The 11,952-nt window shown below is 52.6% G+C and carries 13 protein-coding genes; 4 read left to right on the forward strand and 9 right to left on the reverse strand.

The window, feature by feature from the left end:
* Positions 1-69: 69 nt before the first annotated feature.
* Together pagP and cspE are read left to right on the forward strand one after the other, a co-directional pair.
* Positions 70-645, forward strand: coding sequence for a lipid IV(A) palmitoyltransferase PagP (gene pagP / locus L2Y28_RS05870; protein WP_032621658.1), 576 nt, complete (start codon positions 70-72; stop codon positions 643-645).
* Positions 646-835: 190 nt separating this feature from the next.
* Positions 836-1,045 (forward strand): transcription antiterminator/RNA stability regulator CspE, encoded by a 210-nt coding sequence (gene cspE / locus L2Y28_RS05875; RefSeq protein ID WP_002439184.1) that lies wholly within the window; start codon positions 836-838, stop codon positions 1,043-1,045.
* A 219-nt stretch (positions 1,046-1,264) separates the two neighbouring features.
* Here the strand turns inward: cspE and crcB are convergent, their stop codons facing one another.
* Positions 1,265-1,648, reverse strand: a complete 384-nt coding sequence (gene crcB, locus L2Y28_RS05880) for a fluoride efflux transporter CrcB (RefSeq protein WP_017382474.1) — start codon at positions 1,646-1,648, stop codon at positions 1,265-1,267.
* 67 nt (positions 1,649-1,715) lie between these two features.
* On the opposite strand from crcB, the gene L2Y28_RS05885 reads away from it, so the two are divergent.
* Positions 1,716-2,504, forward strand: coding sequence for a deaminated glutathione amidase (locus tag L2Y28_RS05885; RefSeq protein ID WP_022647423.1), 789 nt, complete (start codon positions 1,716-1,718; stop codon positions 2,502-2,504).
* A gap of 128 nt (positions 2,505-2,632) precedes the next feature.
* Entirely contained in the window at positions 2,633-2,836 is a 204-nt protein-coding gene (tatE, locus tag L2Y28_RS05890) for a twin-arginine translocase subunit TatE (protein WP_022647424.1), read from the forward strand.
* A gap of 80 nt (positions 2,837-2,916) precedes the next feature.
* Here the strand turns inward: tatE and lipA are convergent, their stop codons facing one another.
* The 8 genes from lipA to mrdA all read right to left on the reverse strand — a co-directional run bounded on the left by lipA (position 2,917) and on the right by mrdA (position 11,931).
* Positions 2,917-3,882 (reverse strand): lipoyl synthase, encoded by a 966-nt coding sequence (gene lipA / locus L2Y28_RS05895; protein WP_006809637.1) that lies wholly within the window; start codon positions 3,880-3,882, stop codon positions 2,917-2,919.
* 206 nt (positions 3,883-4,088) lie between these two features.
* Positions 4,089-5,042 carry a YbeF family transcriptional regulator gene (locus L2Y28_RS05900; RefSeq protein ID WP_022647425.1) on the reverse strand — a complete coding sequence of 318 codons (954 nt, stop codon included), beginning with the start codon at positions 5,040-5,042 and terminating at the stop codon, positions 4,089-4,091.
* 291 nt (positions 5,043-5,333) lie between these two features.
* Entirely contained in the window at positions 5,334-5,975 is a 642-nt protein-coding gene (gene lipB / locus L2Y28_RS05905; RefSeq protein ID WP_022647426.1) for a lipoyl(octanoyl) transferase LipB, read from the reverse strand.
* A 94-nt stretch (positions 5,976-6,069) separates the two neighbouring features.
* Positions 6,070-6,333, reverse strand: a complete 264-nt coding sequence (gene ybeD / locus L2Y28_RS05910) for a DUF493 family protein YbeD (protein WP_003858718.1) — start codon at positions 6,331-6,333, stop codon at positions 6,070-6,072.
* Between the two features lie 107 nt (positions 6,334-6,440).
* Positions 6,441-7,652 (reverse strand): D-alanyl-D-alanine carboxypeptidase DacA, encoded by a 1,212-nt coding sequence (gene dacA / locus L2Y28_RS05915; protein ID WP_003858714.1) that lies wholly within the window; start codon positions 7,650-7,652, stop codon positions 6,441-6,443.
* A 139-nt stretch (positions 7,653-7,791) separates the two neighbouring features.
* Positions 7,792-8,898 (reverse strand): endolytic peptidoglycan transglycosylase RlpA, encoded by a 1,107-nt coding sequence (gene rlpA, locus L2Y28_RS05920; protein WP_022647427.1) that lies wholly within the window; start codon positions 8,896-8,898, stop codon positions 7,792-7,794.
* A gap of 16 nt (positions 8,899-8,914) precedes the next feature.
* Positions 8,915-10,027: a peptidoglycan glycosyltransferase MrdB gene (mrdB, locus tag L2Y28_RS05925; protein ID WP_022647428.1), complete on the reverse strand. Its 1,113-nt coding sequence runs from the start codon at positions 10,025-10,027 to the stop codon at positions 8,915-8,917.
* 2 nt (positions 10,028-10,029) lie between these two features.
* Complete coding sequence (mrdA, locus tag L2Y28_RS05930; RefSeq protein WP_022647429.1) at positions 10,030-11,931, reverse strand: peptidoglycan DD-transpeptidase MrdA; 1,902 nt, start codon at positions 11,929-11,931, stop codon at positions 10,030-10,032.
* Positions 11,932-11,952: the final 21 nt, after the last annotated feature.

Genomic DNA, 11,952 nt, shown 5'->3' on the forward strand with positions numbered 1-11,952 from the left:
GCTGTTAAGCGTTCATTCAAGTATTCTGTGCTAAGGTCTGCACCGAATACTAAATATGGTAATGGCATTGTGATTGTACGAATTAAATTCCCCCTGATTTTATTGTTTATTATTGCGCAGTTATCATTTGCGTCTGCTGTTAATGCACAGAGCAATACAGCGGATAAAAGCTGGTTCACCACCTTCACGGATAACGTCGCGCAAACATGGAACGAACCTGAACATTACGATCTCTATATTCCGGCCATTACGTGGCATGCACGTTTTGCCTACGATAAAGAAAAAACAGACCGTTATAACGAGCGTCCGTGGGGGGCTGGTTTCGGTCAGTCTCGCTGGGATGAAAAAGGTAACTGGCATGGCCTGTACCTGATGGCGTTTAAGGACTCCTACAATAAATGGGAGCCTATTGGTGGCTACGGCTGGGAAAAAACCTGGCGTCCGTTATCAGACGACAACTTCCGTCTGGGGCTGGGCTATACGGCAGGGTTCACGGCGCGTGATAACTGGAAATACATTCCTGTTCCGGTACTGTTGCCGCTTGCCTCCATCGGCTATGGTCCGGCAACGTTTCAGATGACCTACATACCGGGTACGTATAACAACGGTAACGTTTACTTTGCCTGGATGCGGTTTCAGTTTTAACTGAATTTGTCTGGTAAATCGGCCAAAAAACGCACAGACATTGAAATGTAAAGGATAAAAATCGGACAGCGAAAATTAACGCGACTTTTGTCACTTTTTATCAAAGATCCGCTGGACAAAACGCCTCACAATTGTTGTACTGATACCCGACACAGCATTTGTGTCGTTTTTTAATGTAAAGGTAATTTTGATGTCTAAGATTAAAGGTAACGTTAAGTGGTTTAATGAGTCCAAAGGATTCGGTTTCATTACTCCTGAAGATGGCAGCAAAGACGTGTTCGTACACTTCTCTGCAATCCAGTCTAATGGTTTCAAAACTCTGGCTGAAGGTCAGCGCGTAGAGTTCGAAATCACTAACGGTGCCAAAGGCCCTTCTGCTGCTAACGTAATCGCTCTGTAATTCAGACGCGTCAGCAAGAATTTCAAAACCCGCTCAATGAGCGGGTTTTTTTCGTTATGAATCAACCAAAAAGATAGATCTTCAGAAAGCTGGCGACGATCGCGACGCTTAGCAATACCATACCCACGCCTGACAGATTCTCTCTCATGCTATCACCCTCGTTCAATATTGAGCCAAGAATGACAGAGAAAAATTAAGCCAACATTAAGGTTGTCGCGCTTAATGTCCGCTGGCGGAGGAAAATAACCAGAATGCGATCGCAGTCATCGCAAACGAGCCAAGCATGTTAACGGCAATGTTCGTCAGCGCCCAGCCCATCCGGCCTTCCTGAAACAGAAACACCACCTCCGCAGAGAAGGTAGAAAACGTCGTTAAACCGCCGCAGAAACCGGTCGTAATCAATACCTTCCACATAGGGTCGATGTTGGTCATGCGATTAAACCACGCCAGCCCCATCCCGATGATAAATGCCCCGATCAGGTTTGCCGCCAGTGTCCCCATCGGAATGGCCTGATGCAGCGGGTTAAACCGCATGCTTAAGAGCCAGCGCGCAACGCTACCCGTGCCCCCACCAATAAAAACGGCTATAAGTAGTTGTAACACTGTCAATACCTGCTATTTGCTGTGTAAGTGCGTCGAGTGTAACGCTGTTTTTAACCGGGAGACAAATATGTATGTTGCAGTAGGGCAGTTTGCGGTGACGCCGGACTGGAATGAAAACGCGGACAAGTGCATCTCCCTGATGAACCAGGCGAAGCAAAAAGGGGCGGCGCTGCTGGTGCTTCCTGAAGCGTTACTGGCGCGCGATGATGGCGATCCGGACCTGTCGGTAAAGTCTGCGCAAATGCTGGAAGGGGCGTTTCTGAAACGACTGCTGGCCGAAAGCGTCGGTAACGCGCTCACCACCATTTTGACTATCCATGTTCCCTCCACGCCGGGGCGGGCGGTGAACACGCTGGTGGCGATACGTGAAGGCGCTATTGTCGCAAGCTACGCCAAACTTCATCTGTATGATGCGTTCAGCGTCCAGGAGTCGCGACTGGTCGATCCGGGGAGTGTAATTCCGCCGCTGATTGAGGTGGAGGGTTTTAAGGTTGGCCTGATGACCTGCTACGATATCCGTTTTCCGGAGCTGGCGCTGAACCTGGCACTACAGGGGGCCGAGGTGCTGGTTCTGCCCGCCGCGTGGGTCAGAGGACCGCTTAAGGAGCATCACTGGGTAACGCTACTGGCCGCACGCGCGCTGGACACCACCTGCTATGTAGTGGCTGCGGGTGAATGTGGCAATAAAAATATTGGACAGAGCAGGGTTGTCGATCCGCTGGGAGTGACCGTAGCCGCGGCGGCGGAAGCGCCTGCTTTACTGCTGACGGAGATAACGTCAGCACGAATAACGCTTGCGCGTCAGCAATTACCTGTTCTGCGCAACCGCAGGTTTGCGCCACCGCAATTAATATGATGTTTTTTTCAACAATGCTTGATTCACCTTGTTACAGATTGCTATTGTGTGCGCGCGCCTGATGACCGTTAATACGTTCAGGTTTCTTTGGCGCTGAATGCAGCCTGTTTCATGTAAAGAAGGTATTTATGGGTGAGATTAGTATTACCAAACTGCTGGTGGTTGCCGCACTGGTCGTCCTGCTGTTCGGTACCAAGAAGTTACGCACGCTGGGTGGAGACCTGGGTGCTGCCATTAAGGGCTTTAAGAAAGCAATGAACGATGACGACGCGGCAGCGAAGAAAAGTGCCGAAGATGACATCGCAGCACAGAAGCTTTCACACAAAGAGTAATGGCAATGCTGCAAGGCTTGCATAAAAAAACCGGCTCACGAGGCCGGTTTTTTGTTTTACTGTAAATAAGTTTTACAGCTTTATTTCACTTCTTCGCCCTTCGCCTGCATATCGGCGTGATAAGAGGAGCGAACAAACGGACCGCACGCAGCGTGGGTAAAGCCCATCGCCATCGCTTCGGCTTTCATTTCATCGAACTCATCCGGACTCACGTAACGCTGTACAGGCAGGTGGTGACGGCTTGGCTGTAGGTACTGGCCCAGCGTCAGCATGGTGACGCCGTGGCGACGCAGATCGCGCATCACTTCAATGATCTCAGCGTTGGTTTCACCCAGTCCCACCATCAGGCCAGACTTGGTAGGAATATGCGGATGGGCTTCTTTAAAGCGCTCCAGCAGCTTCAGCGACCAGTTGTAATCTGCACCTGGACGCACCTGACGGTAGATACGCGGTACGTTCTCCAGGTTGTGGTTGAACACGTCTGGTGGCGTCGCGGTCAGGATATCGAGCGCACGGTCCATACGGCCACGGAAGTCCGGCACCAGCGTCTCAATCTTAATGTTCGGGCTTTTTTCGCGGATGGCGGTAATGCAGTCAGCGAAATGCTGAGCACCGCCATCGCGCAGATCGTCACGGTCAACGGAGGTGATAACAACATAACGCAGCGCCATATCGGCAATGGTCTGCGCCAGTTTTTGCGGTTCGTTAGCGTCAGGCGCAACAGGACGGCCATGGGCAACGTCACAGAACGGACAGCGGCGGGTGCAGATGGCACCCAGAATCATAAACGTCGCGGTACCGTGATTGAAACATTCAGCAAGGTTAGGGCAGGAGGCCTCTTCACAGACAGAGTGGAGGCCATTTTTGCGCATCGCCGCTTTGATCCCCTGAATACGCGAAGAGTCAGCCGGAAGTTTAATTTTCATCCATTCCGGTTTTCTTAACAGCGCCTCGCGCTCTGTAGCCACGTTTTTAACCGGGATAAGGGCCATTTTATCGGCATCGCGGTATTTAACACCGCGTTCCATCACAATGGGTTTACTCATAGCGTGCGTGTTCCAGTTGCGAATATCGAAGGAAAGCGTTTCAATTCAAGGGAATGTTGTAATTATCAACTATTTTTGAACGAACGACAGGCAGTATATCATTTAAAGGGGCGGTAAAGCAGCCTGCCGAGTCGCCAATTTGTAAAATAGTTGTTGTTTTGTGCCTTTTGCCCCGCATGTGGCAGGGCCTTACGCTGAAAGGCGGATCAAAAAGTCTGGCGGATCACATTGATGACGTTTTCCAGCACCGGATCACGCAGGCTTAGCTTGTTGTAATGCAGTGAGATTTCAATAGATTCCGTCGTAAGTTGACTTAATGGAATGCTCTCCAGTGGCCAGCACTTTTGAAGCAAAGTGAAGAGACGCACAGGCATTATACAGAGCAAGTCGCTGCTGCCAATCAGGGCCGCGAGGGTAAACATATTGTAACTGCTAAAGCTGATCGGACGGTCCGGGAACAGTTCGTCAATACGTTGTCGCAGAGGATCCTGACCCTGTCCTTCGGACATAAATGTCGCATGTTCGTAATGGCGCAAATTTTCTGGCGTCAAAGGTGCGCTCAACGCAGGGTGAGCCTGACGACAAACGAGCGCCAGAGTGTCGGTATAAAGTACGTTATGCCCTAACGCTCTGGCCGTAAAGCTATTGCCGTCGATGATCAGGTCCGTCTGGAATTGCGCCAGCTGTGTTTCCGGATCGGTGACGGGCACGTTGCGGATAAGCAACTGTGGCGCATGCTGTTTCACCGCCTGATAGATGGCCGGCATGACCAGAACGCCCACTGAGGGAGAGGTGCCTATGGTGATAGTTCGTTGCTTATCATAACTGCCGGTGAGATCCAGCGCGCCCAGTATTGATTCCAGACCCTGGCTGATGTACTCGTGCAGATGGGTGGCGTACGCAGTTGGGGTTACGCCCTGGCCTTTACGAATAAATAACGGATCGGGAAATATCGCGCGCAATTTTTGAATTGACTGGCTAATAGCAGAGGGCGTGAGATTAAGAATTTTCGCAGCATTAACGATACCTTTATGGACATATACCGCCTCAAAAATAGTCAATAAATTGAGATCAATATTACGTAAAGTCCGAAAAATTTGCGGCTTATCTTCGCCGCTGGTTTCATTCAGGCGTTTGGCTGGTAAATTAGTAGGCTCCACGCTCTTACTCCGTATCCATTCACAATATGAATGATAGTTGAATTTATTTATTATGCTTGCAGAGATTCGTAAAGTGTTTAGTAAGTTTCCATTATTTATCGAAAACAAGCAGTTGGGTGATTGTCACGCACGTTACACGAAACCCGGTGATGGTTCTATTAAGGTTCTAATTAATATGTGACGCTAATATATGGGCGACTCGAAAATATAGAATATGCGGTTTATTGTAAAGCGTAAATGCGGTAATTAAGCAGTGGCTGGTCAAATAATTGAGCCACTGCCCAAGGTAAGTTAAGCAGCAATATATTCGTAGGTGGAATTGTTAAGCAGTGCTAAAAAGTTCTTCAGAAGCACGGGCCGGATATTGTCAGGCGTGGCGGTATCGACCCACTGGCGCATTTGCGTCATTTCCATACCGGCATACCCACATGGGTTGATGCGCTGGAAGGGGGCCAAATCCATATTGATATTCAGCGCCAGCCCGTGGAACGAGCAGCCTTTTCGGATACGCAGCCCCAGCGAACAGATCTTCATCTCTCCCACATAAACGCCCGGGGCATCGGCGCGAGGGTGAGCGTCAATATCGTACTCAGCCAGCGTATTCACCACGGTTTGCTCCAGTAAGGTCACGAGCTCACGCACGCCCAGCTTTCTGCGTTTCAGGTTAAGCAGAACATACATCACCTGCTGGCCCGGGCCGTGGTAGGTCACCTGTCCACCGCGATCGCTCTGGATCACCGGGATATCGCCCGTCATCAATAAATGTTCGGCTTTTCCTGCCTGGCCTTGAGTGAACACCGGCAGGTGTTCAACCAGCCAGATTTCATCAGGCGTGGTGTCATCGCGCCTGTCGGTAAAGTCATGCATAGCCTGAGAGACAGGCTCGTAAGGCTGTAGCCCAAGATGGCGGACAAGAATTTTATCCTGGTACAAAAGGATGTCTCCGAAGACAAGGGAGAATAGGTAACGGGGAGTATATCACAGCGGGGAAGTGGGTTACCCGGCAAACCGGGTAACCGCAGAAGGACTACAGCACCATACGAACAATTTCAATATTGCCGAGCTCTTCGTACAGCGTCTCAACCTGCTCAATGTGTGTCGCAGTGATGGTGATTGAGACCGAGTGGTAGTTACCTTTGCTGCTCGGTTTGACTGATGGAGAGTAGTCGCCCGGCGCATGGCGCTGTACCACTTCAACCACCTGATCAACCAGCTCAGGTTTCGCCAGACCCATTACTTTGTAAGTAAAAGGGGTAGGGAATTCAAGCAGTTCGTTAAGTTTGGTTTTCATGTCAGCTCCGGCGTGTGTATAAAAAATAATAACTCCCGCCACGGGGCGGGAGTTTTACTGATACGTAGTATATGGGGATCAAAATCACACTTTCAAGTGTTCAATTTTTAACCAAACCAGTGATGGAACATCAGCTTAATGTAATCAATGATTTTGCCGAAGAAATTGCCTTCAGGAATTTCCTCCAGCACCACCAGCGGGCGCTGATCGATGGTTTTTCCATCCAGCTGGAAGTTGATGGTACCCACGACCTGATTCTTTTGCAGCGGGGCGTGCAGCTCGGTGGTATTCAGCACGTAGCTGGCTTTCAGATCTTTCATACGACCGCGTGGGATCGTCAGATAGAGATCTTTGTCCACACCCAGGGAAGCACGGTCGTTATCGCCAAACCAGACAGGTTCAGAGGCAAATTCTTTACCGGCTTTCAGCGGATTCACGGTTTCGAAGAAGCGGAAGCCCCAGGTCAGCAGTTTTTTACTTTCCGTTTCGCGTCCTTTAAACGTGCGGCCCCCCATCACGGCAGAGATCAGACGCATCTGGCCTTCAGTGGCAGAAGCCACCAGGTTATAGCCGGCTTTGTCGGTGTGACCAGTTTTGATGCCGTCGACGTTCAGGCTATTGTCCCACAGCAGGCCGTTACGGTTGGTCTGACGAATGCCGTTGAAGGTGAACTCTTTCTCTTTGTAGATAGAGTACTCGTTTGGCACATCGCGGATCAGCGCCTGACCGATCAGCGCCATGTCACGCGCGGAGCTGTACTGACCTTCGGCGTCCAGGCCGTGAACGGTCTGGAAGTGGCTGTTTTTCAGGCCCAGCGCAGAGACGTAGCTGTTCATCAGGCCCACAAACGCGTCCTGGCTGCCCGCTGCAAAATCGGCCATTGCCACGCAGGCGTCGTTACCGGACTGCAAGTTGATGCCACGGATAAGCTGAGAGACCGGAACCTGCATGCCTGGCTTCAGGAACATCAGCGATGAACCTTTGAACACCGGGTTGCCGGTTGCCCACGCATCGTTACCGATAGTCACCAGATCGGTTTCTTTAAATTTACCCGCTTTCATGGCCTGGCCGATAACATAGCTGGTCATCATTTTGGTCAGGCTGGCCGGGTCGCGGCGGGCATCGGCGTTCTGTTCTGCCAGAACTTTGCCGGAGTTGTAATCAATCAGGATGTAGGATTCCGCGTCGATCTGCGGAACGCCAGGGATCATGGTCTTGATGTTCAGGTCATCCGCGTGAGCTGCGGAGAACGCAGCAGCGCAAAGGGCCGTGGTCAGCGCCATGCGCTGCACAAAACGAGCAGAAAAAGTGGTCTTCATGGTCAGAACTACGACATCCGTGATGGAATTAAAAAAAGTGCCTTACTATAGCAAATGCTATACGGGCAGGCATCCGACTTTCATCATGAGAGTGTTAACGTGGTTTACACAAACTGACATTTCGGATACCACCGATTAATTACTTCGCAACAGCGATAAACGACTGGAGCTGCGCCTCGCTCTGCAAACGCTGTTGCAGGGACGCTGCCTGCGATTTGCTGGCAAACGGACCCATCTGGATACGCCATACCGCACCGTTTTGCTCAACGCGGCCTGGCACGCCAAACTGCTGGCTTAAACGCTGCTGATACTGCTCTGCACGGGCCCGATCGCTGACGGCGCCAACCTGAACCACGTAGCTGCCGCTCGCCGTCGCAGGCGCCGCAGTCTGCGTAGCAGCCGGTGCGGTCACCGGGGCGGGTTGTGCAGCGGGTGCAGCAACAACGGGCGCAGGCGCTGGGGCAGGTTCATTTGATTCAATCACGCCCGGCGCTAACGTGGTGGGTGCACCAAGGAAACCACTGCTTTTCACCGGGGCGCCTGTAGCATCTTCACTTTGTAGCGTATCGTTGCTGATGGCGTGCACTTCACCCTGCGGCTGCGCGGGCTCTGCTGGCATTGAAGCGCCCCCCATACCACCGCTTAGATCCGGGCGTGCGGGCAGGGCGTAGGTCTGTTTCGCGACCGTGGTACAGGCCGTGCCCGGGCCAGACAGCGAACCATCCTGCGCCACGATAATCGGGTCGATACGCACTTTTGTATTATTTGAGGTATTCAGACGGTCGGCTGCCGCGCGTGACAGGGAGATCACGCGATCGTTGCCGTAAGGGCCACGATCGTTGATACGTACCACGATCATCCGGCCATTCGCCAGGTTAGTGATGCGCGCATAGCTTGGAATAGGCAGTGTCGGGTGTGCCGCCGTGATCTGCATCGGATCGAAGGTTTCACCTGACGCGGTCAGATTGCTGCCTGGCTCAGCGTCATAGATGGCAGCAAAGCCGGCCTGGCTGAAACGGGAAGGATCCTGAACGATTTTATAGCTTTTACCGTCGCGCTGATAATCCTGATTCACGCTGGCGTTCAGCGGTTCATAAACGGGATCGGCACCGCTAATTTCAACAATCGGGCCATTACAGACCGCAGGCTGCGGCGGCGCGACGGTTGCCTGTTGCTGACCATCATCACTTGTACAGGCGGCAAGTAAACTTGCTGCGATGCAGATCCCCAGCCACTGCTTACGCATTGCGATCCCCTTATTTTTATACGCTTTTGGACAACATTTTCCTGTGGGTATGGATCGACATGACGATACCAAACCCGGCCATCAACACGATCAGTGCCGAGCCCCCGTAACTCACCAGCGGCAGCGGTACACCAACAACCGGCAGAATACCACTCACCATACCAATATTTACGAAGACATAAACGAACAAAATCAACATTAATCCACCCGCCATAACCCGGCCAAAGGTGGTCTGCGCGCGTGCGGCAATGTAGAGCCCACGCATGATCAACAGCACGTAGAGTGCAAGCAGAACCAGGATGCCAACCAGCCCTAACTCCTCAGCCAGAACGGCAAAGATAAAGTCGGTGTGGCGTTCCGGTAAAAATTCGAGCTGCGACTGAGTCCCGTGCAGCCAGCCTTTTCCGCGCAGGCCGCCGGAGCCAATCGCAATCTTCGACTGAATAATATGATAGCCTGCGCCCAGCGGATCGGTCTCGGGATCGAGCAGCATCATCACGCGCTGGCGCTGGTAATCATGCATCAGGAAGAACCAGAGAATAGGAATAAAGGCAGCCAGCAGGACCACCGCGATGCCGATCAGACGCCAGCTCAGGCCGGACAGGAACAGGACGAACAGGCCGGAGAGGGCGATGAGAATCGAGGTACCGAGGTCAGGCTGTGCGGCCACGAGCAGCGTCGGCAGGAAAATCAGCACCAGCGCAATGGCGGTATTCTTCAACGACGGCGGGCAGACGTCGCGGTTAATGAAGCGCGCCACCATCAGCGGAACGGCGATTTTGGCGATTTCTGACGGCTGGAAGCGGACAATTCCCAGATCCAGCCAGCGTTGCGCCCCCTTCGAGATAGCACCGAACGCATCTACTGCCACCAGCAAAATGATACAGAAAATATAGAGATAGGGCGCCCAGCCCTCATACACGCGCGGTGGTATTTGCGCCATCACCACCATAATGACCAGACCCATGGCGATCTGGCCAACTTTACGCTCCATCATGCCGATATCCTGGCCGCTGGCGCTCCAGATAACGAGGGCGCTGTACACCAGCAGAGCCAGCAGGATCAGCAGCATGGCAGGGTCGATGTGGATCTTGTCCCACAGCGATTTTTTATTCGGATTATCCGTCATGATTATTGGTCCTCCGCCGCAGCGGCTGCCGGGTTTTCAGCTGGCAGTTCGGTGTTGTTATCACCCAGCATGATGTGGTCGAGGATTTGACGCATGATGGTACCCACCGCCGGGCCTGCGCCGCCGTTCTCAAGAATCATCGCCACCGCAACTTGCGGGTTATCATAAGGGGCAAACGCCGTCATGAGCTTGTGGTCACGCAGACGTTCAGCAATTTTATGTGCGTTATAGGTTTCATTCGCTTTCAGACCGAAGACCTGAGCCGTACCTGATTTCGCGGCAACCTTATACGGTGCGCCAGCGAAATATTTGTGCGCCGTCCCGTTAGGGCGGTTGGCTACGCCATACATCCCGTCTTTCGCGATTTCCCAGTACCCGGAATGAATGTCACCCACCGGCGGCTCGTGCGGCTGTATCCATGGCACTTTTTTGCCGTCTTCTACGGTGCTTTGCAGCAGGTGCGGTACTTTCACAACGCCATCGTTGATGAGGATCATCATCGCCTTGTTCATTTGCAGCGGCGTTGCCGTCCAGTAGCCCTGGCCGATGCCCACCGGAATGGTATCACCCTGATACCAGGGTTTTTTAAAGCGCTTCAGCTTCCATTCGCGGGTTGGCATGTTGCCGGAACGTTCTTCCGCCAAATCTATACCGGTGTAATGTCCGTAGCCGAATTTGCTCATCCATTCAGACAGACGATCAATTCCCATGTCGTAGGCGACCTGATAGAAGAAGGTATCCGCCGACTCCTCCAGTGATTTGGTCACGTTCAGATGGCCGTGACCCCATTTTTTCCAGTCACGGTAGCGTTTTTCAGAGCCAGGCAACTGCCACCAGCCAGGGTCAAACAGACTGGTATTACGAGTAATGACGCCCGCGCTCAGCGCAGAAACTGCGACATACGGTTTTACCGTTGAGGCTGGAGGATAAACCCCCTGCGTGGCGCGGTTCACCAGCGGGGTGTTTGGATCGTTGAGCAGGCCGGAGTAATCCTTGCTGGAGATGCCATCCACGAAGAGGTTCGGATCGTAGCTTGGCATAGAAACCATCGCCAGAATACCGCCGGTACGCGGGTCGGTCACGATCACGGCGGCCCGGCTACCCGCCAGCAGCGTTTCGATATACTGCTGTAGCTTCAGGTCGAGCGTCAGATAAACGTCATGTCCCGCCTGTGGGGGAACCTCTTTGAGCTGACGGATCACGCGGCCACGGTTGTTAACTTCAACCTCTTCATACCCGGTCTGACCGTGCAGGACATCTTCGTAATAACGTTCAATCCCAAGCTTGCCAATATCATGGGTTGCGGCGTAGTTAGCCAGCTTGCCGTCTTTATCAAGGCGTTCGACGTCTTTATCGTTAATTTTGGAGACGTAGCCTATGACGTGCGTCAGCGCGGAGCCGTAAGGATAGTAGCGACGTTTATAGCCTTTGACTTCCACACCGGGGAAACGGTACTGGTTAACGGCAAAACGGGCGACCTGCACTTCCGTCAGGTTGGTTTTTACCGGAATAGAGGTGAAGCGGTGAGAACGTGCGCGCTCTTTTTTGAACGCAGCGATGTCGTCATCAGTCAGGTCGACAACGCTTCTCAGCGCGTTCAGCGTATTCTGCACGTTATCCACTTTCTCCGGCATCATCTCTATCTGGTAGATGGTGCGGTTTAGCGCCAGCGGGGTGCCGTTACGATCGTAGATAATGCCGCGGCTGGGCGCGATGGGCACCAGCTTGATACGGTTTTCGTTTGAGCGGGTCTGGTAATCGGTATAGCGGACAATTTGCAGATTATAGAGGTTGGCGATCAGCACGCCGGTAAGCAGCAAAATCCCCGTAAAGGCGACCAGCGCCCGGCGCACAAACAGCGCGGACTCAGCCGTATAGTCGCGAAAAGAATTCTGTAGTTTCATCCGCTGCTTAAATTACCCTGG

Origin of the sequence: Enterobacter sp. JH25 (genome assembly GCF_021725435.1) — a bacterium.
In the GTDB taxonomy this organism is placed as follows: domain Bacteria; phylum Pseudomonadota; class Gammaproteobacteria; order Enterobacterales; family Enterobacteriaceae; genus Enterobacter; species Enterobacter intestinihominis.